This is a genomic window from Thermanaerothrix sp. (assembly GCA_026417795.1).
GTDB lineage: Bacteria > Synergistota > Synergistia > Synergistales > Synergistaceae > Thermanaerovibrio.
The window spans coordinates 1-25819 of sequence record JAOACP010000024.1 but is presented as its reverse complement, the minus strand read 5'-3'; the positions used below and the strand labels follow the sequence as shown (position 1 = coordinate 25819).

23 protein-coding genes are annotated in these 25819 nt (G+C 62.6%); 2 read left to right on the top strand and 21 right to left on the bottom strand.

What is annotated here, in order from left to right:
- Window positions 1-3: 3 nt before the first annotated feature.
- The 4 genes from N2315_06325 to N2315_06310 form a co-directional block, all read right to left on the bottom strand.
- Window positions 4-1299: a LysM peptidoglycan-binding domain-containing protein gene (locus N2315_06325; protein ID MCX7828808.1), complete on the bottom strand. Its 1296-nt coding sequence runs from the start codon at window positions 1297-1299 to the stop codon at window positions 4-6.
- Window positions 1300-1322: 23 nt separating this feature from the next.
- Window positions 1323-2693 (bottom strand): transcription termination factor Rho, encoded by a 1371-nt coding sequence (gene rho, locus N2315_06320; GenBank protein ID MCX7828807.1) that lies wholly within the window; start codon window positions 2691-2693, stop codon window positions 1323-1325.
- Window positions 2686-3402: a fructose-6-phosphate aldolase gene (gene fsa, locus N2315_06315; protein ID MCX7828806.1), complete on the bottom strand. Its 717-nt coding sequence runs from the start codon at window positions 3400-3402 to the stop codon at window positions 2686-2688. Before fsa ends, rho begins: the two co-directional genes overlap by 8 nt.
- Before the next feature lie 97 nt (window positions 3403-3499).
- Window positions 3500-3958 (bottom strand): hypothetical protein, encoded by a 459-nt coding sequence (locus tag N2315_06310; protein ID MCX7828805.1) that lies wholly within the window; start codon window positions 3956-3958, stop codon window positions 3500-3502.
- Window positions 3959-4103: 145 nt separating this feature from the next.
- Between N2315_06310 and N2315_06305 the strand changes: the two genes are divergently transcribed.
- Entirely contained in the window at window positions 4104-4622 is a 519-nt protein-coding gene (locus tag N2315_06305) for an ECF transporter S component (protein ID MCX7828804.1), read from the top strand.
- Window positions 4623-4717: 95 nt separating this feature from the next.
- Here the strand turns inward: N2315_06305 and N2315_06300 are convergent, their stop codons facing one another.
- The 16 genes from N2315_06300 to N2315_06225 form a co-directional block, all read right to left on the bottom strand.
- Window positions 4718-6049, bottom strand: a complete 1332-nt coding sequence (locus N2315_06300) for a sodium-dependent transporter (protein MCX7828803.1) — start codon at window positions 6047-6049, stop codon at window positions 4718-4720.
- Between the two features lie 461 nt (window positions 6050-6510).
- Window positions 6511-7335 (bottom strand): DUF4392 domain-containing protein, encoded by an 825-nt coding sequence (locus N2315_06295; protein MCX7828802.1) that lies wholly within the window; start codon window positions 7333-7335, stop codon window positions 6511-6513.
- Window positions 7336-7339: 4 nt separating this feature from the next.
- The gene (pfkA, locus tag N2315_06290; GenBank protein MCX7828801.1) at window positions 7340-8323 is read right to left on the bottom strand and encodes a 6-phosphofructokinase; all 984 of its coding nucleotides are present in this window, start codon (window positions 8321-8323) and stop codon (window positions 7340-7342) included.
- Window positions 8324-8409: 86 nt separating this feature from the next.
- Entirely contained in the window at window positions 8410-9165 is a 756-nt protein-coding gene (locus N2315_06285; protein ID MCX7828800.1) for a hypothetical protein, read from the bottom strand.
- 200 nt (window positions 9166-9365) lie between these two features.
- Window positions 9366-10703 carry a sodium-dependent transporter gene (locus tag N2315_06280; GenBank protein MCX7828799.1) on the bottom strand — a complete coding sequence of 446 codons (1338 nt, stop codon included), beginning with the start codon at window positions 10701-10703 and terminating at the stop codon, window positions 9366-9368.
- A 368-nt stretch (window positions 10704-11071) separates the two neighbouring features.
- The gene (locus tag N2315_06275; protein ID MCX7828798.1) at window positions 11072-11884 is read right to left on the bottom strand and encodes a TIGR00282 family metallophosphoesterase; all 813 of its coding nucleotides are present in this window, start codon (window positions 11882-11884) and stop codon (window positions 11072-11074) included.
- Window positions 11881-13410, bottom strand: coding sequence for a ribonuclease Y (rny, locus tag N2315_06270; protein MCX7828797.1), 1530 nt, complete (start codon window positions 13408-13410; stop codon window positions 11881-11883). Before rny ends, N2315_06275 begins: the two co-directional genes overlap by 4 nt.
- Window positions 13411-13522: 112 nt before the next feature.
- On the bottom strand, window positions 13523-15523 hold the full coding sequence (locus N2315_06265) for an ATP-dependent DNA helicase RecG (GenBank protein MCX7828796.1): 2001 nt from the start codon (window positions 15521-15523) through the stop codon (window positions 13523-13525).
- Window positions 15524-15528: 5 nt separating this feature from the next.
- Window positions 15529-16356, bottom strand: coding sequence for a DivIVA domain-containing protein (locus tag N2315_06260; protein MCX7828795.1), 828 nt, complete (start codon window positions 16354-16356; stop codon window positions 15529-15531).
- Window positions 16357-16472: 116 nt separating this feature from the next.
- Entirely contained in the window at window positions 16473-17183 is a 711-nt protein-coding gene (locus N2315_06255) for a YggS family pyridoxal phosphate-dependent enzyme (GenBank protein ID MCX7828794.1), read from the bottom strand.
- Window positions 17184-17197: 14 nt separating this feature from the next.
- Window positions 17198-18115: an efflux RND transporter periplasmic adaptor subunit gene (locus tag N2315_06250; protein MCX7828793.1), complete on the bottom strand. Its 918-nt coding sequence runs from the start codon at window positions 18113-18115 to the stop codon at window positions 17198-17200.
- The gene (locus N2315_06245) at window positions 18099-18785 is read right to left on the bottom strand and encodes an HAD family hydrolase (GenBank protein ID MCX7828792.1); all 687 of its coding nucleotides are present in this window, start codon (window positions 18783-18785) and stop codon (window positions 18099-18101) included. Before N2315_06245 ends, N2315_06250 begins: the two co-directional genes overlap by 17 nt.
- On the bottom strand, window positions 18782-20014 hold the full coding sequence (locus N2315_06240) for a class I SAM-dependent rRNA methyltransferase (GenBank protein ID MCX7828791.1): 1233 nt from the start codon (window positions 20012-20014) through the stop codon (window positions 18782-18784). The genes N2315_06245 and N2315_06240 overlap by 4 nt, the downstream gene beginning before the upstream one ends.
- Window positions 20011-20790, bottom strand: coding sequence for a GTP cyclohydrolase FolE2 (gene folE2, locus N2315_06235; GenBank protein MCX7828790.1), 780 nt, complete (start codon window positions 20788-20790; stop codon window positions 20011-20013). The genes N2315_06240 and folE2 overlap by 4 nt, the downstream gene beginning before the upstream one ends.
- Window positions 20787-21152, bottom strand: a complete 366-nt coding sequence (gene queD / locus N2315_06230) for a 6-carboxytetrahydropterin synthase QueD (protein MCX7828789.1) — start codon at window positions 21150-21152, stop codon at window positions 20787-20789. The genes folE2 and queD overlap by 4 nt, the downstream gene beginning before the upstream one ends.
- 146 nt (window positions 21153-21298) lie before the next feature.
- On the bottom strand, window positions 21299-22165 hold the full coding sequence (locus N2315_06225; protein ID MCX7828788.1) for a DUF72 domain-containing protein: 867 nt from the start codon (window positions 22163-22165) through the stop codon (window positions 21299-21301).
- 195 nt (window positions 22166-22360) lie between these two features.
- On the opposite strand from N2315_06225, the gene N2315_06220 reads away from it, so the two are divergent.
- Entirely contained in the window at window positions 22361-24460 is a 2100-nt protein-coding gene (locus N2315_06220) for a glutamine synthetase III (protein MCX7828787.1), read from the top strand.
- Window positions 24461-24589: 129 nt separating this feature from the next.
- On the opposite strand, the gene N2315_06215 is transcribed toward N2315_06220, so the two are convergent.
- Window positions 24590-25819: hypothetical protein (locus N2315_06215; GenBank protein MCX7828786.1), on the bottom strand; the 1230-nt coding region annotated here is incomplete at its 5' end.

Genomic DNA, 25819 nt, shown 5'->3' with positions numbered 1-25819 from the left:
CAGCTACCGGAGGGATTTCAGGGGGTTCACGGGAACCCCGCCGACCCGCACCTCAAAGTGCAGGTGCGCCCCCGTGGACCTGCCGGTGCTGCCCACCCGGGCTATTATATCCCCTTGGGAGACCCTTCTGCCCTCGGATACCAAAAGGGCGCTGCAGTGGGCGTACAGGGTGGACGTACCGTTGGGGTGCTGAACCACCACCGTCTTTCCGTAGCCGCTCATCCAGCCGGAGTAAACCACCACGCCAGACAGGGCCGCCCGGATCTCCCGGCCGTGGGGGGCCTTTATGTCCAAGCCGGTGTGGAAGCCCCTCCTCCCACCGAAGGGATCCGCCCTCCAGCCGAAGGGGCTGTTTATCCGCCCCGTGACGGGCCATATCATGCGCCTTGAGGAACTGCGCCTCTCCACCGCCTGGGAGGCCTGTTCGTCTATCTCCACCTTGGCGCCGGGGATGAATATCTCCTCCCCCTCCCGGAGCGGAGAGGACTGGTCCAAGCCGTTGGCGGACCGTATGGCCTCGGGATATACGTCGTACTTGTCCGCCAGCTTAGCTACCGTGTCGCCCCGGCGAACCTTTACGAAAATACCGTCCTGGTTAGGGACCCTCACGGAGCTGCCGGGCCTTATGAGATCCCCGGCGTTCCGGTTGACCCCGAAGAGGGTGTTGACGTCCAGCCCGAAGGAGTTGGCTATGGACCAGAGGGAGTCCCCCTCCTTGACTGTGTAGTATCGGACCTCCACCCTTGGGGGGTTCTTCTGGGCCTCCTCTTCCATGCGGCGAAGGTGTTTTACGTGGGCTAAGGTCTCAAGGACCTTCTCGGGACCTAAGGGGATGAACAGGACCTGCCCCTCCTGAATGGAGTTTGGATCCTTTATGTCGTTGGCGGTCACCAGGTCCTTCACGGTAAGGCCGTGCCTTTGAGCTATGACAGATAGGCTTTCCCCCTCCTGAACGGTTACCTCCTTCCAAACCTTAGCGGCCTCCTCCTGATCCTTGGGCTTTTGATCCGCGTCCATTATGACCAGCCCGTCATCGGAAAGGCTTGGGGCGTCGAAGGGGCCCACGCCGAAGTCGGCGCCGCCCTTGGCGGCCCTTTCGGCGCTCTTGGGCACATAGGCAGCGGAGGCGTCCACCATTAAAAATCCCGACCCGCTTGGGGCCACCATGCCGTCCTGGCCGGTTACGTCAGCCCAGAAAAGGCCGGATCTCTCCGCCGCCCCAATGGATACCGCTGCGGTGGCGGCGAAGGCCGCGGCGGCGAAGACCCAAAGGCCTCCGCGTCCTCGGGGTTTAAGCATAGGATCTCCTCCCTTGGGGACACCTAGGCCATCTTCACGGTGGCCAGGAAGTCCCTGTTTGTAGGCGTGTTCTTAAGCTTCTCCAGTATCAAGGAGAGCACCTCCGCCTCGTCCATGTTGGCTATCCGGCGCCGGAGCACCCACAGCTTCTGCAGGACCTCCTCTTCCATGAGCAGGTCCTCCCTCCTGGTGCCGGACTTGGTGATGTCCACCGCCGGAAATATCCGCTGCTCGGATATCTTCCTTGACAGGTGGACCTCCATGTTGCCGGTGCCCTTGAACTCCTCGTATATGACGTCGTCCATCCGGCTTCCGGTCTCCACCAGAGCGGTGCCTATTATGGTGAGGCTCCCGCCGGACTCGATGTTCCTGGCGGCCCCGAAGAAGCGCTTGGGGAAGTAGAGGGCCGCGGGGTCCATGCCTCCCGATAGGGTCCTGCCGGAGGGAGGCACCACCAGGTTGGATGCCCTGGCGAGCCGGGTTATGGAGTCCAGAAGCAGCACCACGTCCCTCTTGGCCTCCACCAGCCGCTTGGCCTTCTCAAGGGCCAGGGAGGCGACCCTTATGTGCTCGTCCGATGGCCTGTCGAAGGTAGAGGCTATGATCTCCCCCTTAACGGACCGGGCCATGTCGGTCACCTCCTCGGGGCGCTCATCGATCAGGAGCACCATGAGGGTGACCTCCGGGTGGTTATGGGTCACCGCATTGGCGATCTTCTTAAGGAGCGTGGTCTTTCCCGCCTTTGGGGGGGAGACTATGAGGGCCCTCTGCCCCTTGCCTATGGGGGCGAAGAGGTCTATGAGCCGGGTGGATATCTCCTGGGGGGTGGTCTCCAGTCTGAGCCGCCGGTCCGGGAATATGGGGGTCAGGGACTCGAAGGCGGGGCGGGAGCGTAAAGACTCCGGGTCCTGGTAGTTAACGGTCTCCACCCTAACCAGGGCTTCGTAGTGCTCCTGATCCTTAGGGGGCCGGACGACCCCCCACACGAGGTCTCCGTTCCTCAGGCCAAAGCGCTTTATCTGGGAGGGGGACACGTATATGTCCCCCGGGGCGGGAAGAAGTCCCGGACCCCGCAGGAAGCCGTAGCCGTCGGTCATGCACTCCAGGGTGCCCCCGCCTAACCGCTGGCCCTGCTTTTCCGAGTGGGCCTTGAGGACCGCCAGGACCAGGTCGTCCTTCTTCATGGAGGAGAAACCCGACACCCCAGCCTCCCTGGCCAGCTTCCTAAGTTCCGTCACTCCCATGGAGCTGAGCTTGGTGAAGGAGAGCTTTGGGGCCTGGGGCTGGCTTCTTTTGGAGCGGCCCGCCCTCTTGGGCTCCCGGACCTCCTCCTTCGCCTTATTCTCCTCCGCTGGGGCCTCCTCGGGACGGGCCTCCATCAGCAGATCATCCATTGTCCTTCGACAGCTCCTGCCAGTCCTTGAGGAACCGCTGTATCCCCTGGTCGGTCAGGGGGTGCTTGAAGAGGTCCCCAAGCACCTTGTAGGGCACCGTGGCGATGTGGGCCCCCGCGACGGCAGAATCGAACACGTGCTTGGGGTGCCTCAAGCTGGCGGCTATTATCTCGGTCTCTATGTTGTGGACGGAGAACACCTCCGCCACGTCCCGCACCAAGCCTATGCCGTCCTCCCCGATGTCATCCAGCCTTCCCACGAAGGGGCTCACGTAGGAGGCCCCCGCCGCCGCGGCCAGAAGGGCCTGCTGAGGGGAGAACACCAGCGTCACGTTGGTCCTTATGCCCTCGGAGGACAGCACCTTGACCGCCCTCATGCCCTCCGGGGTCATGGGGATCTTTATGACCACGTTGTCCCTCAGAGCCGCCAGCTCCCGGGCCTCCGCCACCATGCCCTCCGCCTCCAAGGATATGACCTCGGCGCTCACGGGGCCGTCCACCATCTGGGCTATCTTCTTCACGTGGGAGTGGAAGTCCCTTACCCCCTCCCGGGCCACCAGGGTGGGGTTGGTGGTCACCCCGCTTATAACCCCCATGGATATGGCGGACCGGATCTCCTCCAGGTTTGCGGTATCAAGAAAAAACTTCAGCTTAATCTCCTCCCTTTCATCGATATCAAATTCAACAATGCGGCCTATACAAAACCCCAAGGTCCGCCGGGACGCCGCAGCGGCGCTCCTCGGCGGGGGGCGAGAACTTAAAGCCCATGGCGGCGAAAGGCTTTCCTTGGCGGCATCGGCATTAAGGTCACAGGACCCGGAACCTCACGGACCCAAGGCGGCGAATTCCCCACATGACGCTTACCTCGTAATCCCCGCTGGGCAAGGGGCTTCCGTCCTCCCTCAGGAGGTAGAAGGCCTTTTTCCCGTCCCCCTTGTGGAGGGACAGGGTTTCCTTCTGGATGACCCTTCCCCGGTGGGACCATATTATGACCACCTGTTCCTCCCCTGGGGACCTGTAGCGGAAGAACACGCATACCTGCCTTGCGTCCTTCGGGAACTCCGACGAGACCTCCTGGGGCTCCATGGAATCCGAGAGGTCCGAGCAGGAAACGGCGTCGAAGACCTCCAGCCGGTCCACGAAGGAACCGGCTCCGAAGACCCAAAGGCTCATCAGGAAGAGCACGAAAGCCCCGGCGTAAAGGGCCAGGACGCTCCTGTCACCGCTGAGGACCTTGTAAATCAGATCTCTCATCCTGTCTGTCATTGAGTACCTCCCAAGGATGGGATGGACCGGCGTGCCAGATGGGCCCCCGTAACGGGCGGGGTTGTGCATGGTGAAGAGGCCTTACCGGTGGGAAAATCCATGCAGAACAAGATACCACAAAAAAACAAAGGGAGGAACACCGAAGATGAAGGAAAGCAAAACTTTGCCAAACACCCTGGCATTGGGGGCCCTTTGCGCCGCCACGGTGACGGCGCTCACCATGGTATCGGTGCCCGTGCCGGGGTACCGGCTCTACTTCAACCTGGGGGAAGGGGCGGTGTACCTCTCGGCGCTGCTGTTCGGCCCAAGGGTGGGCTTCTTCGCCGGCGCCCTTGGGGCCTCCGCGGGGGACCTCATCCTGGGATACCCCATGTGGGCGCCTTTATCCTTCGTGATCAAGGGGTTGGAGGGTTTCGTAACCGGATACGTGTCCGCCAGGACCAAGCCCCTATGGGGCATGGCGGCGGGGGCGTTGGTGATGATAACGGGCTACACCACGAGCGCCTACGTCATGTACGGCCCCGCGGCGGCTCCGGTTGAGGCCGTGACGGACCTGGTGCAGACGTCGGTTGGGATGGGGGCGGCCCTTGTGGCCCTAAGGCCATTGAGGAGCCTGCTGTCAGAACGGCTCAAGGGCGGGGGATCCCAAGGGGAAGAGCGGTAGCAGTGCAAGCGGTGTAACAAAGACGCCAAGGGACATGGGAACCCCTTGGCGCTTTTGTTTGACCTGCTGGGTTCACACAGGGGCAAAGAAGCTCCTCAGCGGATGCTGCCGATGAAGACCCAGGTCACCGCGATGGGGGCCAACACCCGGCAGGAGAAGACCCAGAAGGCCTCAAGCGGTTTTGGAAGCCTGCCGCCCCGGCGGACCTCGTCTCTGGCCCCCTCAAACCAGCTCCAGCCGGCGAAGATGGAGATGAAGATGCCCCCTAAGGGCAGCAGGACGTTGCTGGCTAAGAAGTCCATGGCCCCCATGAAGTCCATGCCGAAGACCTTGGGGAAATGGCCTCCCAAGGAGAGGGCGGATGGGATGCCCAAGAGGAAGGTGGCGAAGCCAAGGATCCAAGAGGCCTTGGCCCTATCCCAGCGGAACTCGTCCTTGAAGTAGGCCACGCAGACCTCAAGGAGCGACACCGAGGAGGTTATGGCGGCGAAGAACAGCAGCAGGAAGAAGAGGAAGGAGAAGGCGGACCCCATGGGCATCCGGGCGAACACCGCCGGCAGGGTTATGAATATGAGTCCCGGGCCGGAGGTGGGCTCCATGCCGAAGGCGAAGACCGCGGGGAAGATAACGAACCCCACCAGTATGGCCACCGCCACGTCCATAACCGTGACCACCGTGACCGAGTAGGGCAGGGACTCCCGGTTGCCGAGGTAGCTGCCGTAGGTTATCATGCAGCCCATCCCCACGGACAGGGAGAAGAAGGCCTGGCCCAGGGCGTCCAGCACCGTCTTGGAGCTCATCTTGGAGAAGTCGGGCTTAAGGTAGAACTCAACCCCCTTCATGGCGCCCTCCAGGGTGAGGGAGCGCACCATGAGCACCGAGAGGATGACGAAGAGCATGGGCATCATGACCTTGCAGTAGCGCTCGATGCCGTTGCCTATGCCCTTGTAGACTATCCAGATGGTGGCCAACATGAACGCCCCCTGGTAGGCCACCTGCTGGCGCCAGTCCATGGTGAAGGACTTGAACAGCCCCTCGGCGTTGCCCGCCAGGGCCTGGGGCATGAGGGAGCCGAAGGACTTCACCATGTACGCCACGGTCCAGCCCGCCACGACCCCGTAGAAGGACAGGATGACAAACCCCGCCACCACGCCGGCCCACCCAACCATGGGCCAAAGGCCGCCCTTGAGCTTTCTGAAGGAGCCCACGGCGTTGAGGCCTCCTCCGCGGCCAATGGCCATCTCCGCCAACATCACCGGCATGCCTATTACCGCCACCATCAACAGGTACAGCAGCAGGAATATGCCGCCTCCGTTTATGCCCGCCAGGTACGGGAAACGCCATATGTTGCCAAGGCCCACCGCGGACCCCGCGGCGGCCATTATGAAACCAAGCCGGCTGCTCCACTGCTCCCTTCCGTCAGACACGGACATCACCCCTTTTAAAAAAGACATGACCCGATTTTTGCCTATGAAAACATCCAAAATTCCGCGATATACCTAAAATAATAAAAAACCCTACAAACGATCACCCCCCGAGGAGCATTGGTTTAATAATTGGTGGTAGCCATAGGGAAAAGATAAAATTTGTTGAATATAAAGCCATTGTTGGCTGTGTTTGTCAAGTCTTATGGGAATTTTTCAGCAAAATAAAAACAGTGGCCACCTTATCCGGCGCCACTGCATATTAAGTAATTATCGAAGCAGCCAACGAACTAGCTTTTACACACCACGGGGCACAGGCCCAAAGCCAGGCCTAAGGGAACAACAGAAGCGGCGGAGCCATCTAGGGGTCCGCCGAGAAACAAGAACCGCCGCCCAGGCTTTAAGGGCGGCGTCTTTAAAGGCATTGAAAACCCAAGCGCCCCCGCAAGTACCCGGCCCCAGGTTCAACGGCGGTCAAAAAACCTCTTAAGCTCCTCCAGAACCCGCCGCAGCTCCTCCTCACCGAAGCCGTCCACGGAGCGCTCCCGCCTTAGGGTGGCCCCGTCCACGGCGCCGGCGTCCAACATGGCCTCCAGCATCCGCATCTCCTCCTCCGGAGAGGGGATTACATCGCCGCCGAAGGCCTCACCCGCCAGGGCGTAAGCGCCCCAGTTGGAAACGTCCACCGCCACCGGGAAGTGGGAGCCCACCACCGAAAGACAGGGGGCGAAATGAGGGAGCATGGAGGACAGGATTTCCCTGAAGCTGCCCATCCCAGCCTCGTTGCCCCCGTCCCCCACCGCCGCCACCCAAGGCCCCTCCGACGAGTCGAGGGCCTCAAGGGCCAACCGGTCCCAAGGAGCCACCCAAGGGGTGACGTCTAAGCCCCTCATGTTCCGGTAGGTGCCGTCGGCGGAGCGGCCCATCCTCTCCACGTACAGCAGGAGGTCGAAGGAAGAAACCTCAACCCGGGGGTCGAAGGGCCGCACCACCGTATTAGGCACCCCAGCGGCCTGAGCCGCCGCGGAAAGCCCATTAAGACAGTCCTGGTCGGTGAGGATGCTCACGGACCGGCCATGGCTTAGAAGGACCCTTGCGATCCACACAGCGCCGGGGGGCCCGTCGGTCTCGGGCACCATGGCCTCGGGTATCAAGAAGCCGGTTACCACCGCCACCCTCTGGGCCTTCCCCAAGGCCTTGGCGGCGCCTTGAAGCCAGGCGGGATGGAAGAGCCGAGGAGCCCCCCTTCCCGCCCTGTCGGAGGCTATTATTTCCCCTATGGAAGCCATGGGATCATATGCTAAGGCAGTCCACCAGCTCCATCATCTCCCGGTTCAGGGGCTTCTTCTCCTCCCAGGAGGTGGACATGGGGGGGGTCACGATCCGGCCGTCCACGTATCCCACCATGAAACCCTTATGCCCCTCAAGCAGGGAGTTCACCGCCGCGGCACCCATCCGGGAGGCCAGGACCGCGTCGAAAGATGAAGGGGCGCCCCCCCGCTGGATGTGCCCCAGTACGGTTATGCGGGCCTCGTAGCCCCCGGTGTCCTTGAGCTGCTCCGCCAGCTCCCCGGCGGACATAACCCCTTCCGCCAGGATTATCATGGAGTGGGTCTTGCCCCTCTGACGGGCGTACCGCAGCTTCTCGCAGAGGTCCTCTATCTTGAAGGGCACCTCCGGCACCAGCACGTACTCCGCGCCGGAGGCCACCCCCACCTCAAGGGCCAGGAACCCGGAGGAACGGCCCATGACCTCGACGATGAAGAGCCGGTCGTGGCTGGAGGCGGTGTCCCTCAACTTCTGAACCGCCTCAAGGGCGGTGTTGCAGGCGGTGTCGAACCCTATGGTGTAGTCGGTGCCCGCTATGTCGTTGTCTATGGTGCCCGGTATGCCCGCCACGGGGAAACCCATCTCATGAAGCCTCCAGGCCCCCTTGAAGGATCCGTCGCCGCCTATGACCACCAGGGCGTCTATGTCGTACTCCCTGAGCCTGGCGTAGGCCTCGTTAACCCCCTCAGGCCGGCGGAACCGCTCGCTCCGGGCGGTCCTCAGTATGGTGCCGCCCCTTAGGATTATGCCCCCCACGGAGCTCTTGGTAAGGGGTATGCCGTCCCCGTCCAAAAGGCCCTCATAGCCCCGTCTGAAACCTATGACGTCAAGGCCCTTGTATATGGCCGTCCTGGTAACCGCCCTTATGGCGGCGTTCATCCCCGGCGAGTCTCCGCCGCTGGTAAGCACCGCTATCCTCTTCAAGCCATCATCTCCCCTCTTCTCCATGAAGCCCTAAGGGGCCCCGAAGTCAGGGGCCAGAACGCCCCTAAGCCTCCCGCAAGGACAAAGCCGCGAAAGGGCAGAAAACGCGATCACTGCTCCTTTGACAGCTCGTCCATCCTCTTGTTGACCGACTCAATCTCCCCGTTGACCGCGGAAAGCCGCTCCTCCAGCTGGCGCTTCTCCTTGGACAACGTCTCAAGCCTCTTTATGAGCCGATCCACCTCCAGCTTGGCCGCCGCCTTGCCCTGGAAGAGCCGCTGGGGGTTGTCCTTGTCCACGTCCCAGATGAAGTCTATCTTCTTGCCCTCGGTTATGGGGCTTATGCCGCCTTTGATGAGCAGCCGCACGCTTTTGACCCCCTTCAGGAGGTCCTTCTGAGTCTTCTCGTCGTACCGGGGGAAGAAGACCATGCCGTCCCGCTTGCCCTGGAGCTTGAAGTTGAACCTAGGGTCGTACTCCACGGGCTTGTACTCCTTGCCGTTTATCATGAGACTCACCTGCTCATCGAAGGGGGCCATCCTCATGGAGGGGCCCAGGTTCTCGAACTCCAGCCTTATGGGTATGGTCTCCCCTATGCGCACGTTCTTTAGGAAGGTGTACTTGAAGTTCTCCAGCTCGTCCTTGGTCCACATGTTCTTGTCCGCCTCCGCCTGGAACATGGCCTCCACGTACTCGGCGGAGTAGTAGGTGGCCCTTATCTCCAGGCTGTTGCCCATGTCGTTCGTGTACTTCACCGACCGGCTCCCCCGGGCCATGGCGTCTGTGAACTGGGAGCCATGGGCCCCAACGGAAAGGACCATGAGGAAAACCGCCGACAACGCAAATCCAAGGGTCTTCAACCGCATCTAAACATCTCCTCCCATGGTTGTCTGTTACCCCGGAAGATATTAGCACATTCCACGGCCCAAGCCACCGGGGAAGCGCAGATTAACCCCAACAGCTCAACGCAAAGTTAATCCAAAACAAGCCGTCAAAAAGGAGGGGCCCCTAAGGCCCCTCCCGAAGTTTGAGCCAACCGGCCGGGAGGCCGGTGAAGCAGGCGGTCCTAGCCCTTGACGCCCTTGATGAAGATTATGGCCACCGCCACGGGGGCGACCACCCGGCAGATCCAGACCCAGGCAGTCTCAAAGGCGAACCGCACCTTGCCGTTGCTGGTGGCCTCCTCCCTGGCGCCGTCCAGCCATATCCAGCCGGCGAAGATGGATATGAAGATGCCGCCCAAGGGAAGGAGCACGTTGCTGGACAGGTAGTCCATGAGGTCCAGGAAGTCCTTGCCAAGCACCTTGGGGAAGTGGCCGCCGAGGGAGAGGGCGGAGGGCACGCCCAGGAGGAATATGACGAGCCCCAGTATCCAGGAGGCCTTGGCCCTGTCCCAGCCCAGCTCGTCCTTGAAGTAGGCCACGCAGACCTCCAGGAGCGACACCGAGGAAGTTATGGCGGCGAAGAAGAGGAGCAGGAAGAACACGAAGGAGAAGAAGGCCCCCATGGGCATCTTGGAGAACACCGACGGCAGGGTTATGAAGGTGAGCCCAGGCCCCGCGGCGGGCTCCATGTTGAAGGCGAACACCGCGGGGAATATGGCGAAGCCCGCCAGGAACGCCACCATGGTGTCAAGGAAGGTGACGGTGAAGGCCGCGGAGGGAAGGGCCTCGTCCTTGCTGAGGTAGCTTCCGTAGGTGATCATGCAGCCCATGCCCAGCGACAGGGAGAAGAAGCCCTGGCCCAGGGCGTCAAGGATGGTCTTGCCGGTCACCTTGCTAAAGTCCGGCTTGAGGTAGAACTCAAGGCCCTTCATGGCCCCGTCAAGGGTGACCGCCCGGACGATGAGGACCAGCAGCAGCAGGAACAGGGCGGGCATCATGACCTTGCAGTACTTCTCAATTCCCTCCCCTATGCCCCTGAAGACGATCCAAATGGTGCCGAGCATGAACACCGCCTGGTAGAGGATTACCTGGGTTGGGTTGGAGATGAAGGCCCCGAAGGCATCCCCCGCCTTGCCCTGGGCGGCTATCTCCATGAGGCCCCCGAAGGACTTGATCATGTAGGCTATGGTCCAGCCCGCCACCACCCCGTAGAAGGAGAGGATTATGAAGCCCGCTATGACACCCATCCACCCCACCAAGGGCCAAGCCCCGCCGCGAAGCTTCTTGAAGGAGCCCACCGCGTTAAGGCCCGCGCCCCGGCCTATGGCCATCTCCGCCAACATGACGGAGGCGCCTATGGTGAACACTATGAGAAGGTATATCAGAACGAAGGCGCCGCCGCCGTTCATTCCGGTTACGTACGGAAACCTCCAGATGTTGCCAAGACCAACCGCGGAACCCGCCGCCGCCATGATGAAACCAAGACGGCTACCCCACTGCTCACGATCGTTGGTGGACAACTGAATCACCCCTCTTTTTCATATGAAAGCAATAAAACTACATAAAAAAGAAACAAGATACGCCTATAAAACCTTTACATCAACAAAATATACCCCGAAAACCGCCCCCTTCCCTAAGATATATCGGCAAGAACCTTCAAGAAAAGTCTAACCCATCGGGTTGGAATAAATAAAACCAAAGTCCCCGCTTTTGTCAAGTTAGATATCTACATGTCAAAGTCAAAGGAGCCCAAAAAGGATAAAACGCTAATTAAAACGCAAAAAAGGAGGCCGGCGTCTCGGGAGTTCAAAACTCCCGGAGCGCCGGCCTCTCGGCTCAGGTTCGTCAAAGATACGCCCGATTCGGGGCTTATTTCACAGAAAACCCGTCAATCCTGTCCTTCCATAGGTTCAGAAAGCCTCATCATGACCCGCTTCACCCGGAGGGCAAGCCCGGTCTCCGGGCATATGTCCACCACCACCCCGCAGAAGCGAATGTCTTCGCCGCACACCTCGAACTTGCTGGGCGTTCCCAGGAGGAACCTTGGGATCACCGATTGATAGGTCATGCCTATTATGCCCCCCGCGCCGCCGGTCATGCCCGCGTCGGTTATGTAGGCGGTTCCCCTGGGCAAGAGGTCCTCGTCGGCGGTCTGCACGTGGGTGTGGGTGCCTATCACAGCGGAAACCCGGCCGTCAAGGAAGAGCCCCAGGGCCCGCTTCTCGCTGGTGGTCTCGGCATGGAAGTCCACCAGCACACACCGCTCCCCCAACGCCTCTATCTCCTCGAGGGCCCTGCGGAAGGGGCAATCTATGGGATGCTGCATGGCCCTCCCCTGCAGGTTAACCACTCCCAGCCTCATAGCTCCCTTTGTAAAGACCCCGCTGCCCCGTCCGGGCACCCCCGGCGGATAGTTGGCAGGACGCAGTATACGGGGGTCCTCCTCCATGAGCTCCTGGGCTTCCCTCTTGTCGAAGCTGTGGTTGCCGCCGGTTATGACGTCCACCCCGGCGTTGAAGAGCTCCTGCGCCACGGAGGCGGTTATGCCGAACCCCGCGGCGGCGTTCTCGCCGTTGGCCACCACGAAATCGAAGGGTCCCATGGAGCGCCTGAGCTCCGGAAGGGCCCGCCCGAGGGCCCTGCGGCCCGGCTTGCCCATCACGTCCCCCACGAAGAGGACCCGCATGGCGCCACCGATCATTTGGCGTACTCCACCGCCCTGGTCTCCCTTATGAGGGTCACCTTTATCTGCCCCGGGTACTTCATCTCCTGCTCGATCTTGCGGGCGATGTCATAGGCCAGCTTCTGCATGGCCCCGTCGTCGGTAACCTGGGGCAGCACCGCCACCCGCACCTCCCGGCCCGCCTGGATGGCGAAGGCCTTGCTCACCCCGGAGAACTCCTTGGCGATGGACTCCAGCTTCTCCAGGCGCTTCACGTAGGCGTCCAGGCTCTCCCTCCTAGCCCCGGGCCTTGCGGCGCTCACGGCGTCCGCCGCGGCCACCAGTATGGCGTATATGGACTGGGGCTCCTCGTCCTCGTGGTGGGACGCCACGGCGTTCACCACCTCGGGGAGCTCCCCGTAGCGCTTCGCCAGGTCCGAACCGATCTTGGCGTGGGGGCCCTCCACCTGGTGGTCCACCGCCTTGCCTATGTCGTGGAGCAGCCCCGCCCTGCGGGCCAATGACTCGTCAAGCCCAAGCTCCGACGCCATTATGCCCGCCAGATAAGCCACCTCGAGGCTGTGCTGAAGGGCGTTCTGGCCGTAGCTGAACCGGAACTTAAGCTGCCCCAGGATCTTAACCAGCTCGGGGTGCATGGACTTGATGCCGGTCTCCAAAAGGGCTCCCTCGCCGGCCTCCAATATCTCCTCCTCCACGTCCCTTTGGGACTTCTCGATGATCTCCTCTATTCGGGCGGGATGTATGCGACCATCCGCCACCAGCCGCTCCAGGGCCAGCCTGGCCACCTCCCGGCGAACCGGGTCGAAGCAGCTTATGGTCACCGCCTCGGGGGTATCGTCCACTATGAGGTCCACACCCGAAAGGGTCTCAAAGGTCCGTATGTTGCGACCCTCCCGGCCTATAATCCTGCCCTTCATCTCGTCGGACGGAAGGGGCACCACGCTTACCGCCACCTCCGACGTGTGATCCGCGCTGCACCGCTGTATGGCGGTGGCTATTATCTCCCTTGCCTTCCGGTCCGCCTCCCGGCGGGCCTTCTCCTCCAGCTCCTTGAGGCGCAGCCCTATCACATGGGCCGCCTCCTGTTCCACCTTGCGGAGCAGTATCTCCCTCGCTTCCTCCCGGCTCAACCCCGCCACCTCTTCCAGCTTGGCGGATATCTGGCTCTCCCGCTCCGAGAGGGACTCCATGCGCTCCTCCAACTCCCGCTGCCTGGCCTTAAGCTCCTCCTCCCGCCTTGAGAGGGCCTCAAGCCTCCGGTCCAGGCTCTCCTCCTTCTGCTCAAGCCGGCGCTCCGCCCTCTGAAGCTCGCTGCGGCGCTCCTTGGTCTCCCGCTCCACCTCCTGCCTCAAACGCAGGATCTCCTCCTTGGCCTCGGTCAGCATCTCCCGCTTCGAGCGCTCCGCCGAGGCGGCGGCCTCCTTGAGAACCCTCTCCGCCTCGCTCAGGGCCTCCTTGTTCCTCTTGGCGTCCAGCTGGCGGATGAGGACGAAGACCACCACGGCGCCTATGGCGGCGCCGGCCGCCATCATCAAAAACGACATCTCCTTCCCCCCTGTTCAGTTGTCAAGGTCCAATCCCTAACGCTTATTTAAAAGTCAAGCCACCCATGGCTTCCTCAAGGCCTATTATATAACGACCCGGGCGTACGGGTAATCAGCCGCCGTCAATGATACCCATGAAGCCGGGGAAGAGACCCTCCAGCTCCTCCCAAAGGCCCTCTGCGTCCTCTTCCTCCACCCAGCGCCTTGCGTCCTCCCGGGCCATCTCAAGGAGTCCAAGATCCCGCCTAAGATCCGCCACCCTAAGCCCCAGGTCCCCGTGCTGGGCGGTGCCGTGAAAGGTGCCGGATCCCCTCTCCCGAAGGTCTATCTCCGCCACCTCAAAGCCGTTCCTCACCCTCTCAAGGGCCCTTATGCGGTCGGGCACCTGCCTTGAGGAGCAAAGCAGCACGCAAAGGCCGTCACTGCTGCCCCGGCCCACCCTTCCCCTCAACTGGTGAAGCTGGCTCAGGCCCATCATGTCCGCACCCTCCACCACCATCACGGTGGCGTCGGGCACGTCTATTCCCACCTCCAGCACGGTGGTGCCCACAAGCACCGACGACGACCCCTCCCGGAAGGCCCTCACCGCCTCTTCCTTCTCCCCGGGGCTCATCCTGCCGTGCACCAGGACGGGGCGGGCCCAGGGCAAGTGGCGCTTGAGCCACCGGAAGCGCTCCTCCGCGGAGGAGGGACCGCAGCTCACCGCGGGACACACCCAGAAGGCCTTGCCTTCGGACCTCAAGTCCCTTTCCACCGCCCGCAAAACCTCCATGAGGCCGCACGAGGGGAGCGCCAAGGTTCGCACCTCACCCCTTCCCGGCGGAGGGCTTGACAGGGTCACCACGTCAAGATCGCCATAGAGTCCTAAGGCCATGGTCCTCGGTATGGGGGTGGCGCTCACCATGAGCAGGCTCACGTCTGGGCCCTTTGCCAGGGCCGCCCGCTGGGACACCCCGAAGCGCTGCTGCTCGTCCACTATGACCAGCCGGTGCCCAAGGGACTCAAGATCCCTGAGATGAAGAAGGGCGGTGGTGCCCACCAGCAGGGAGGGGGCCGCCTTAGAAAGGGACTCCCCCTTTAGGGTCCTCTCGGAGGACGTGATGAGGTGCACGTCAAAGCCCCTAAGCACCGAGGAGGCGAACTTGAAGGTCTGTTTGGCCAGTATCTCCGTGGGGGATATGAAGACGGCGCTGCGCCCCGCCATGAGGCACAGGTACCCAGCGAACAGGGCCACCGCGGTCTTGCCGGATCCCACGTCCCCCTGGAGCAGTATGTCGAAGGGGCCGGACTCGAAGGCCTTAAGTATCCGGCCCATGCACTCCATCTGCCCGGCGGTGGGACGGAAGGGCAACATCTTTGAGTAGGATCCCACCATTTGACAGGAACTGGCCTTAGCCCATGGGGGTGGGGCCTGCCCTTTGGGTTGGAACCTTTTGCGCCTTCTTATGGCGAAGGCGGCCTGAAGGAAGAACAGCTCGTGGTACGCAAGGCGCCGCCGGGCGGCCTTCCAGGAGGCCTCCGACGAGGGCCAATGGATCTCCCGAAGGGCCTCGTTAAGTCCCATGAGGGACCTCGTCTCCATCACCGGCCTTGGGATGGGATCCTCCACGGGGGAACGTTCCAACCCGTCCAGAAGCTGTCTTATGAGGTCCCTTAAGAACCAGGAGGGCAGGGCCTTGGAGGAAGGGTAGACCGGCGCTATGCGCCCCAGGTAAGGGTAGTCCTGGGACACCAGCTTGGGGTTGGCCATCACGGGCCTTTGGTTGAACTCCCTCACGGGGCCTAAGAGCATGATTCGATCTCCTTCGCCGAAGGGAAGGCGCTTGACGCCGAAGTAAACCACCGTCACGGCGCCCCTTTGGGAGGCCAGGGAAAAGCGGATCCCCCCCTTAGGGCCTCCGATGGATGAGACCCGGGTCACCGTGCCCATGACCAGACACCTACGGCGGGAAGAAACCTCGCAGGGATCTAAAGGGCGGCGCAGGTCCTCGTAGCGGCGGGGCAAAAGGAAGAGGGCGTCCCTTACGGTGAGGACGCCCTCTTCCTTCAGGGCCAGGGCCCGTTTGGGCCCCACCCCTCGAAGGCGGATATCATCAAGCGGACGCTGCAGCACAGCGTTTAAACCTCCCTAGCGACCCCCAGGTCCCCAGCCACCTTGAACGTTGGTTCTTCCACCGAAAGTGATATGGGGTTCACTCCCTTCCCAGGGTTCGAATAGGACTTCTTCGAGACCATCTGGACCAACTCCTGGGGGTCAAGGGCTTTTGGGGGGTCGTAGGAATCGTGCTTTGGGGTATCTATCCTGATCTGCTGCTCCGGCTGTGGGGTCTGGGGCTGAACCTGCGGGGCCGGATCGCTGCCCTTGACCGTCTGGGACTCCCACTGCTGGACCGGGTCCGGCTGCTGGACCGTCTGGGCCTGCCAAGCAGGCTGGGCCGCTGCGGGCTGGACATCCCCGCTCACCGGGGCCTCCTCCCGGATCATCATGTCGAACTTCGAGAGCATGGCCCGGAACTCCGCCACGCACTGACAGCGCATCTGGGTGAGGCGGTTCAGCTCCCGCCTGAGGGCCGCGGCCTCAACCTCTGCGTCTCCCACTATGCGGTCCGCCTTGAGCTTGGCCTCCCTAAGTATGGCGTCCGCCTGCTCCATGGCGGCCCTTACCCTCTCCTCCGCCTGCTCGTTGGCGGTCTTAACCCTCTCCTCCGCGCTCTTCTGCGCCAAGATCAACGTCTCGTTGAGGGACTCCTTAAGGCTCTTGAACTCCTCCGCCTGCTCCTTGAGGTTCTCCAACTCCCTCTCCAGCTCGTTGTTCCTCTGGATGTAGGCCTGAAGGCTCTCCGCCACCTGGTCCAGGAAGTCGTCGACCTCCTCCACGTCGTAGCCCCTCAAACCCCTCTTGAAGGACTGGTTCACCACATCCAAAGGCGTTATCAAATGACCCATGCTAATCCCTCCTTCCCTTGCTCCCTTGCTCCCTTGCTCCCGCCCTTCAGCCGCCCCGCCGCATTGCGGACATAAGGGTTTTTATGGCCTTATATTATATATACACAATCTAGATTTTAAAATACCCCCCTGGGGCCAAAAAGACAAGTCCCAAGCCTCACCATGGTGCTGCCCTCCATGACCGCCAGGTGGAAGTCGGAGCTCATGCCCATGGAGAGCTCCGGCAGCTTTATGTCGAGCCGTTCCTCAAGCCGGTCCCGAAGCTCCCGGAGGGAAGCGAAGGCGGAGCGCACCGCCGTCTCGTCCTCCGTGAGGGGCCCCACGCAGAAAAGCCCCTTAAGGTCCAACATGCAGCACCTCTCAAGCACCGCCTCCGCAAGCTGAAGCGCCCCTTGGGGCATTACGCCGTGCTTGGCGGCCTCGCCGGAGACGTTGACCTCCAGGAGCACCGGAAGGGTGGGTTTCTTCCCCCCATCCCCCTCTTGGACCCCCTCCAAAAGCACCCGGTTCAGTGCCAAAGCAAGCTCCAGGCTGTCCAGGCTGTGGACCTCATGGAAGGTCTCCAGGGCCTTTCGAACCTTGTTCCGCTGGAGGTGTCCGATCATAAGCCACACCACGTCCAGGTCCTGAAGCTCAGCTCTTTTGGCCGCCGCCTCTTGAACCCGGTTCTCGCCTACGAGGCGGATTCCCGTCTCACGGGCCGCCCTCAGCGCCTCGGGAGGGTGGTTCTTGGTGACCGCCACCACCCGCACCTCACGAGGTTCCCTGCCGGCGGTCAAGGCCGCCTTGGCTATGGCGTCCATGACGCGCTCAAGATTATCCTTCAAACAAGAGTAACCGCTCACCAAAGCTGCACCCTTCCCTCCCTGGCCAGTCGGCCGTCCACGATGACCGCCTCCCCCATGACAAGGCCCTTGGTCACCAGAAAACGCCTGAATCCCACCGGCCGGCCCTCCACGGGCCTGAAACGGGCCACGTTGCCCCGCACCACGTAGACGCCGTAGGAGCCGTCCCGCTGGACCACCGAGGACTCCGGCACCGCCACCCCGTCGAAGCGCCCGGCCTCCACCAGGATGTCCAAGGTCCTCCGGGTTATTATATCCTCGGTCACCCAGGGAAGATCCATGTAGACCAGCGCCTTGGGGCCCAGTACCTCGTAGAACCGCACCTCCCCGAAGAGGTTCATGTCGAACCGGTCCCTTCGCACCGGAAGGCGCCTTTCCTTCAGCGACTCCGGCACGGTGCCCGCCATGTCAACGTAGCCCAGGAAGCGGATCTCCTGGGGCTGTTCCACCACCTTGCCTATGGGCTCTCCGGGTAAGGCGGAACCTTTAGGCTGCCCCGGCGGCGGGGGACTCGGCAGGTTGTCCCGGTTGTCCCAAAGGTACTGATACCGCCACTTGCCCTCCATCCCATCCAGCCGGGCGGCGAAGATCCCCTGCACGGGGGTCTTCACCGGCACGCCGCCCACCACTGCCACCACCGCCCCGGCGGGGACTTTCACGGGACCCTCCCCCTTAGGATATGAAACCGCCCCGGAGGATGGGGACCTTAGAACCCGCTCCTCCCAGATGAGGGCCCCCTTGGAGGGCAGGAGGTACCACTCGGTCCAGGGCACCCCCCAGGTTATCCTGGGGTTGGTGCGGCGGTGGTGGTCCACATAGCTCATGTACCCCGCTATCCACAGGACCCCTATGACCAGGAGGGCCCCGAGGTACAGGGCCCTTCCCATGCCTTTGTCCCTAGAGGGCTGCCGCAACCTTCACCAGCGGCCTTAAGAGGGCCGGAAGCTCCGCCACGGAGTCAAGGGCCATGGAAGCCCCAAGGGCCTTGAGCTCTTCTTGGCCCAGGGGCCCCGTGGCGACCCCAACGGGGGCCACCCGGGCGTTCAGGGCGCAAAGCACGTCTGACCCGGTATCCCCCACGTACACCGCCCTTTGTGGGCTCACCCGGAGCTCCTGCATGGCGTGGTTTAACATGTGCGGCTCCGGCTTAGGCGGAAGCCCCGCCTCAAGCCCCACCATCACGTCCGCCAGCTCCGCCACCCCCAGCCGCTCCGCCGCCAGGGAGAGCATGTTCCTGTTGGACACCAATCCGATCTTAAGCCCCATGGACCTAAGCTCCCTAAGGGCCTCAAGGGCGCCGGGGATGGGGCGTATCATGGAGTGCTCCTTCTGCCGGTAGCGCTCCCGGTACTTCACAGGCCAGGAGGGGTCGAAGCGGCCGAAAAGCCTAAGAAGGGACTCCTCGAAGGGAAGCCCTATGGTGGCCATGAGCTCATCCCAGGTCACGGGATCAAGCCCCTCGTCGCGGGCTAAGAGGTTGAGGCACTGGGTCACCGCGTGGCTTGAGTCCACCAGGGTCATGTCAAAGTCGAATATGGCCGCCTCCACGACGCCGGGCATCGGGAGGGATGCTTGGGTTTTCACTTCTTCTCCACCTCCATGATCATTCCCTTCAGGTACTCCCCCTGGGGCACCCTTGGGTTCACCGGATGGTCCGGCGGCTGGCAGAGCCTCTCCAGGATCCTTATCTCCGCCCCCCGGTCGGAGGCGGCCTCAAAGACAAGGGCGGTGAGGTCCCCCTGGGAGACCGCGTGGCTGCAGGATCCAAAGAGCACGAACCCGCCGGGTTCCGTCAGGTTGAAGGCCCTCACCAAAAGCTCCTTGTAGCCCCTCAAGGCCCCATGAAGCTGCTTCTTGGAGGGGGCGAAGGGGGGCGGGTCCACCGCCACCACCCGGAAGCTGGCGTTTGAGGCCTCAAGGCGCCTCATCTGGTCAAAGGCGTTGCCGCTTAAGGCCTCCACCCGGTCTTTAAGGCCCAGGTTCCCGGCGGCCCATAGGGCCCGGTCTATGGCCCCCTGGGACTGCTCCAGCATCACCGCCCGGGAGGCCCCTTCCAGCAGGCAGTGAAGGGACAGGTGCCCCTGGTAGGAGAAGGCGTCCAGCACCGAGGCCCCCTCCAGGGGAAGCTTGGCAAGGCTGAAGGCCCAAAAACGGGTGTCCAGGTACAGGCCGGTCTTCTGCCCCTCTTCCACGTCCACCTTTTGAAGGACCCGGCCGAAGGGCACCGCAAGATCCACCGGCATAGCCCCCAAAATGGGCCGGATCTCCTCCTCGAGGCCCTCCTTGCCCAGGTGCTTCCCGGTGTTCTTCAACACCAGGTTCTCCACCGGGAAATGGTGCTCCTCCGACGCCTCCAGGAGGGCCTTGGCCAAGGTTCCTATCCGCTTAATCCACGCGGGGTGGGACAGCTGCAGCACCAGGGTGGAGCCGTAAAGGTCCGCCACCACGGCGGGAAGCCCGTCGGACTCCCCGTGGATGAGCCTAAGCGCCCGGTGGCGCTTCATGGTCCTGGCCCTCAAGGAAAGGGCGCTCTTAAGGCGCTGCCCCAAAAGGCCCCAGAGGTCCGGTTCCTCCCGGAACGAGAGGACCCTCACGGCGATGTCCGACGTCCCGTAGAGCCCAAGGCCCACCACCTTGCCGCGGTACACCAGGTCCACCGCGTCCCCCGCCTGGGCCTCAACGTCCGCCACGGCGCCCCTGTATATCCAGGGATGCCCCTTCTTCAAGGCCTCCTGCCCCTGGGGCTTCAGGAAGACCCTGGGCCTTCTTTGAATGGAGTTCCCCCCGGTACCCTGGGCCTTAAGGTCCTTCATCCTACCACCTCCGCCACCGCGTCGTGCCGGTGTATGCTCTCGAAGCTGGTGACCTTTACGTTGAAGCCCCGCACCCTTGGGTCTTCCTTGAGCTCCAGGGCGCAGTCCCTGGCCAGGTCCTCCACGAAGCGGGGCCTGCCGTAGGAGCTCTCGGTGACGAACTGCTCGTCCCGGCGCTTAAGCACCGGGTAAAGGGGGGATGAGGCGTTCCGTTCCGCCAGCTCCGCCAGCTCCTCTATCCAGATCATCTCCTTTGAGCGCACCCTTATCCTCACCGACGCCCGCTGGTTGTGGGCCCCGAACCGGGATATCTCCCGGGAGCAGGGGCACAGGGTGAGCACCGGCGTCGTGACGGAGAGGAAGAAGTCAACCCCCTTACGGTCCTTCTTAAGGTCAAGCTCCGCCTTAAGGGACGCCTTAACCTCAAGGACCCCCGGCAGGTTGGTCACGGGGGACCGTTTGGGCACGAAGTAGGGGAACTTTACCTTCATCTCAGCCCTTCGGGCGTCGAGGGACCGAAGAAGTGAGCGGAGGAACTCCTCCGCTGACTTGGGGCACGGCACCGGGCCATCCCAGGAGGAGGCCAGCTCCGCCAGGCGGCTCATGTGGGTGCCCCTTAGGTGCGTCGGAAGGTCCGTGAACAGCGAGAAGGAGCCTATGGTGGGCACCGGTGAGGCATCCTTTGAGATGACCGTCATGGGGCGGGTGAGTCCCCTTATGCCCACCCGCTCTATGGGGACGCCCCGGTGGTCTATTTCGGACTGCAGGTCCCTCACCGAAGGTCCTCCCTGCTGAAGAGCGCGGAGCTCTCGGGGCCCTCGAAGACCTCCACCCAGGCAAGGCGCCGATTTGGGGCCCCAAGGGGCTCATCCAGGGCATTGAAGATCCACCGGGCTATGTTCTCCGCCGTGGGCTGCTCCAGAAGGTCGTTGAGACAGGTGTGGTCCAGCTTCGACAGGACCAGGTCCCTGACGCGGGATTTAAGCTCCGTGAAGTCCATCACCACGCCCTCGTGGTCCGGGGAACCCTCAAGGGCCACGGTGAAGCGGTAGGTGTGGCCGTGGAGGGCCTCGCAGCGGCCCTTGTATCGGGGCAGGTGGTGGGCGGCGTCGAAGGAGAAGGAACGTTTGAGGATCATGGGGTTTCTTCCTTTCCGAAGGCACGGTTTAAATGGCCCCGGCCAGCCTGGGCTTTCAAGGGGCGCCGAGGGCCCTAAGAACGCCCTTGCCCTCCCCTGTGGGCCGGGTGCCTTTTCCTTTTATTTTAACATCCCCCGCCGGGGGGTCAAATGCCGAGCTCCCGCTGGCGGGAGTCGGGGTCTTTAAGGCCCAGCAGGGATGCCATGAGGGATGCGGACCTCATGGCGTTGTCATGAACGCAGTTGCAGAACATGAGGAACACCCTGCCCCCCTGGGAGCTATGGAGCAGGGCCCGTTCCCTCCAGGGCCTTAGGTCCTCAGGCGCGTAGAGGTAGTCCCCCCGTACGTCGGGGGAAGGCGTGGGGGACGAGCCACCAGCGCCGCCCCTGCCGTGGAACCTGGCCACGGCGCCCCAGCTGGCGGTTTTAGGCCAAAAGGGTTCCTTTGGGGCCCAGGGGGCGTCGAATCCCACGAAGGCGGCGTTCTGGTCCTTCAGGGTATTTGTGAGGGGGCCAAGCCAGGGCTCTTTAAGCCAAAGCAGGTTCCGCACCTCCACCACCAGGGGCCAGGAGGGGGACATGTCCCGCACCGCCTTAAGGTACCCAAGGGCCTCTTCGGAGGGGGCGAAGGATGGGTGGAACTGGAAGAGCAGGTACCCAAGCTTCCCGGTCTCCCGCAAGGGCTCCAGCCTCTCCAGGAACCAGCGGTACAGGGCCCGCCTTACCTTGGGGTGTACCATGTGGCGCATCACCGCCTCCGTAGCGCCGGGGGGCCTTGCCCAGCCGGGGAGGGATGAGGGGCGCACCGGGTGGAAGGTAAAAAGCCCCAAGGCCTTGACGCCAAGGAGGAATCCCTTGGGCAGCTCCGCGGCCCAGCGGAAAACCTGCTCCGGCGATGGCGCGGCGTAGAAGGAGGAGCCCATCTCAAGGGCCGAGAAGGGCTCCGAAAGGGCCCGGGCCCGCTGGCGGCGGTTAAGCCCCTTGAAGGAACAAAGGCCCACCCGGAGCTCCATCAAGGACACCTCCCTTAAGGATTCTTTTTCTTTAAGTAAGGATTTTACCACAGGGGGCCGCCCTGCCCCATGCGGAGAATCTTCAGCGTAAACAATTAAATCAGCCATTCAGCTTGCTTAATTCCGGACAAGATGCTACAAATAGCCATATTTTAGCCGAAAGAGGTGATTTATTTGGGCAGGAAAGGCACATCGTTGTTCGGGGAAAACGTCTTCGACCGCCGGGCCATGAGGGAGCGGCTGCCCCGGGAGGTGTACGCCCAGCTGTTGGAGGTTATGGAGGGCACCGGCCGGATGGACGAGGCGCTGGCTGGGGTCATAGCCTCCGCCATGAAGGAGTGGGCGGTGTCCAAGGGGGCCACCCACTACGCCCACTGGTTCCACCCTAGGAACGAGATGACCGCGGAGAAGCACATGGCGTTCCTCACGGTGGACAGCGACGGCACCCCCCTGGAGGCCTTCTCGGCGGTGGAGCTGATCCAGGGGGAGCCCGACGCGTCAAGCTTTCCCTGCGGGAGCGTGAGGAGCACCTTTGAGGCCCGGGGGTACACCGCCTGGGACCCCACTAGCCCCGCCTTTCTGGTGGCCACCGAGCGGGGGGGGACCTTGTGCGTGCCCTCGGTGTTCATAGCCTTCGACGGCACGCCGCTGGACATGAAGACCCCCCTATTAAAGGCCCTAAGCGCCCTGGAGCAGCGGGCCCTTAGGATATCCCGGCTCTTCGGCAACCGGGGGGTCCGGTGGATAAAGATGACCTGCGGGGCGGAGCAGGAGTTCTTCCTCATCGACGCCGAGCGGGCCCGCAGGAGGCCCGACATACTGCACTGCGGCAGGACCCTCTTCGGAGCGGAGCCGCCGAAGGGGCAGCAGATGGAGGATCACTACTTCGGCTCCATCCACCACCGGGTGCTCTCGTACATGGAGGAGGTGGAGGAGGAGCTCCTGCGGCTTGGGGTGGCGGTGAAGACCCGGCACAACGAGGTGGCGCCCTGCCAGTACGAGTTCGCCCCCCAGCACTGCGAGGCCAACCTGGCGTGCGACCAGAACCAGATGATGATGCTCACCATGCGGCGCCTTGCGCACCGGCACGGGTTAAGACTTCTGCTGCACGAGAAGCCCTTCGCTGGGCTCAACGGCAGCGGCAAGCACGTGAACTTCTCCCTCATGGACAGTGAGGGCCGGAACCTCCTGTCCCCCTCCCAGAACCCAAGGCGGAACGTGCAGTTCCTAACGTACCTTGCGGCCTTCGTTCTGGGGCTTTGGGAGCACGGGGGGCTGCTTCGGGCCTCCACGGCGTGCCCAGGGAACGTGCACCGCCTTGGGGGAAGCGAGGCCCCGCCGGTGATAATGAGCATATACCTTGGAGAGGTCATAACCCGGGTGCTGGACCGGATAGACGAGGAGCTGGAGGCCCTGGAGGGGAAGAGGCCCATGGACCTTGGGCTGAACCGGCTCCCGTCCATAAGGGCGGACAACACGGACCGGAACAGGACCGCCCCCATAGCCTTCACGGGGAACAAGCTGGAGTTTAGGTCCCCCGGGTCATCCCAGTCCATAGCGGGGCCCTTGACCATGCTGGCCTCTGCCTGGGCCATGGGGCTTGAGTGGATAGGGGACCGGATGGAGTCCCGGATTGCCTCGGGCATGGAGCCCCGGGATGCGGCGCTGGAGGCGGTGCGGGAAGCGGTGCGGCGGTCCAGGGGGGTCATGTTCGAGGGGAACTGCTACAGCCCCGAGTGGGAACAGGAGGCCCGCAGGAGGGGGCTCGCGGTGGCCCGGCGACCGTCGGAGGCCCTGGAGAGGCTGGTGGCGCCGGAGAACGCGGCACTGCTGAGCCGCCTTGGGGTCATGAGGGAGAGGGAGTGCCGGATACTATTCGAGACCAGGCTGGAGCAGCACGCCAAGTGGACGGAGATCGAGATGGGGGTCATGAGGAACATGGTGCTGGAGGGGATACTTCCCGCCTTAGGCAAGGCGGTGAGGGACGAAGGGGCGGCGCTTCAGGCGGCGAAGGCGTTCGGCCTTTGGGATCCCGCAGGGTCCGGCTCATGGCTTCTAAAGGGGCTATGGGAGGCAAGGCTTAGGGTGAGCGAAGGGCTTAAGGAGCTTGAGGGGGCCCTCTCAAAGCTAAAGGAGACAGCATCAAAGGAAGACCCCCTTGAGGCCTGCAGGGCCGCGGAAGGCTGCGTTGAGGCCATGGAGCGGCTGAGGCGGGCGGCGGACCTGGGGGAGGAGCTGTGCCCCGGGGAGGCCTGGATTTATCCCACTTACCGGCAGCTGCTGTCCCTGGGCTAAGAAAGGTAAGGCCCCGGCGGGAGGGGGCAAGCCCCCGCCGGGGCCTTGGGGTGCAAGACGACAAAGCAAATATAAAAATAAAAAGGGGGGATTGGCATGTGCCAATCCCCCGGAGCTAAGCTAGAGAGCTTAGAACACCACGTGGGTCCGCAGACGGATCAGGTGATCGTCACCGGTCTCCTTATTGGCCCCAGGGTCGCTCTGACCATAGTCAACCTTGTCGTAGAGAAGCTCGAACTTCACCGCCGGGTTGAGCTTGTAGGCCACGCCGAAGGTGTAGTTCTTGGTGTCATCCACGCCAGTGCCGTCGAAATCGGCCAACACGTAGCGCTGGAAGGTGCTCCACTTGTCGCTCCACTTCTGATCAGCCCTGGCGAAGAAGACGGAGGTCTCCCCGTTGCCGGTCTTGGCACCACGGTTCTTAAGCACCTCGGCACCGTAATTGCTGTAAGCAGTGGAATCACCGTCGCCGGTCATGTAGAAAGCGTCATCGATCTTGGCATACTCGAGCCACAGGCTGGTGAACTTCAGAAGATCCTGCTTGGCATCCACGATCACCTTGTAGGCCTTGGGGCTGTCGTTGGCAAGGGTAACAGCGGACTTCTCCCACAGGTTCTGCTTGTAGTAAGCGCCCTTCAGGGACACGGAGGGGTTGAACTTAAACTCCATGTCTGCGCCGTAGACGTTGTCAACGCCGTGGTTCTCCGTCCTGGAAGCCTCGGAGTAATCATAGCTGTACCACGTCCCCATGAGCCCAAGGCGGAACTGCTCGTTGAAGTTGAAGTCCATCCGGGCACCATACATGAAGTACTCGTCCACGGAGGCAGTGTCATCATCCTGGTGGGCCACGAAGGAGTCGAAGTCCACCATCCCGAAGCTCCTCTGGAACCGGAAGCCCTTCAGATCCCAGTCGCCCACAAAGGCCTCGTTGTCCACATAGAGGCCCCTCTCGTCCTCCCAGTCGATGTTCTGGGAACCCACGGTCATGGTGATATCGTAGGGCAGCTTGGTGGTCACGTAGTAGTAGTCCCACTTAGCGCTGTCGTAGCCCTGGCTGTCGTGCTTGTAGCCAAGACGGGAGGTGAAGGTGGTGGTCTCGTTGATCCGCTTCTTGATCCACAGGCGATACCTGTTCAGGCTGAACTCGTTCTTGCCGTCGAAGCCATACTTGGTGCTGTCCTCATCGGCGAACTTGGCGTCGAAGCGGAGCTCACCGGAGAGGCTCCAGCCGCCAAGGTCCTTCTCAAGAACCGCCACGCGGCTGTCGAGCTTGTCAACCTTCACGCCCAGGGCGTCCAGCTCGTCCTTGAACTCCACCACCAGCTTCTTCAGCATCTCCACGTCCTGCTTGCTGGCCTT

Excerpts from the sequence above, each read along its gene's own strand:
- N2315_06325 (MCX7828808.1), bottom strand. The coding sequence starts at position 1,299 with ATGCTTAAACCCCGAGGACGCGGAGGCCTTTGGGTCTTCGCCGCCGCG.
- rho (MCX7828807.1), bottom strand. The coding sequence starts at position 2,693 with ATGGATGATCTGCTGATGGAGGCCCGTCCCGAGGAGGCCCCAGCGGAG.
- N2315_06310 (MCX7828805.1), bottom strand. The coding sequence starts at position 3,958 with ATGACAGACAGGATGAGAGATCTGATTTACAAGGTCCTCAGCGGTGAC.
- N2315_06305 (MCX7828804.1), top strand. The coding sequence starts at position 4,104 with ATGAAGGAAAGCAAAACTTTGCCAAACACCCTGGCATTGGGGGCCCTT.
- N2315_06295 (MCX7828802.1), bottom strand. The coding sequence starts at position 7,335 with ATGGCTTCCATAGGGGAAATAATAGCCTCCGACAGGGCGGGAAGGGGG.
- pfkA (MCX7828801.1), bottom strand. The coding sequence starts at position 8,323 with ATGGAGAAGAGGGGAGATGATGGCTTGAAGAGGATAGCGGTGCTTACC.
- N2315_06285 (MCX7828800.1), bottom strand. The coding sequence starts at position 9,165 with ATGCGGTTGAAGACCCTTGGATTTGCGTTGTCGGCGGTTTTCCTCATG.
- N2315_06275 (MCX7828798.1), bottom strand. The coding sequence starts at position 11,884 with ATGATCGGTGGCGCCATGCGGGTCCTCTTCGTGGGGGACGTGATGGGC.
- rny (MCX7828797.1), bottom strand. The coding sequence starts at position 13,410 with ATGTCGTTTTTGATGATGGCGGCCGGCGCCGCCATAGGCGCCGTGGTG.
- N2315_06260 (MCX7828795.1), bottom strand. The coding sequence starts at position 16,356 with ATGGGTCATTTGATAACGCCTTTGGATGTGGTGAACCAGTCCTTCAAG.
- N2315_06240 (MCX7828791.1), bottom strand. The coding sequence starts at position 20,014 with ATGAAGGACCTTAAGGCCCAGGGTACCGGGGGGAACTCCATTCAAAGA.
- queD (MCX7828789.1), bottom strand. The coding sequence starts at position 21,152 with ATGATCCTCAAACGTTCCTTCTCCTTCGACGCCGCCCACCACCTGCCC.
- N2315_06225 (MCX7828788.1), bottom strand. The coding sequence starts at position 22,165 with ATGGAGCTCCGGGTGGGCCTTTGTTCCTTCAAGGGGCTTAACCGCCGC.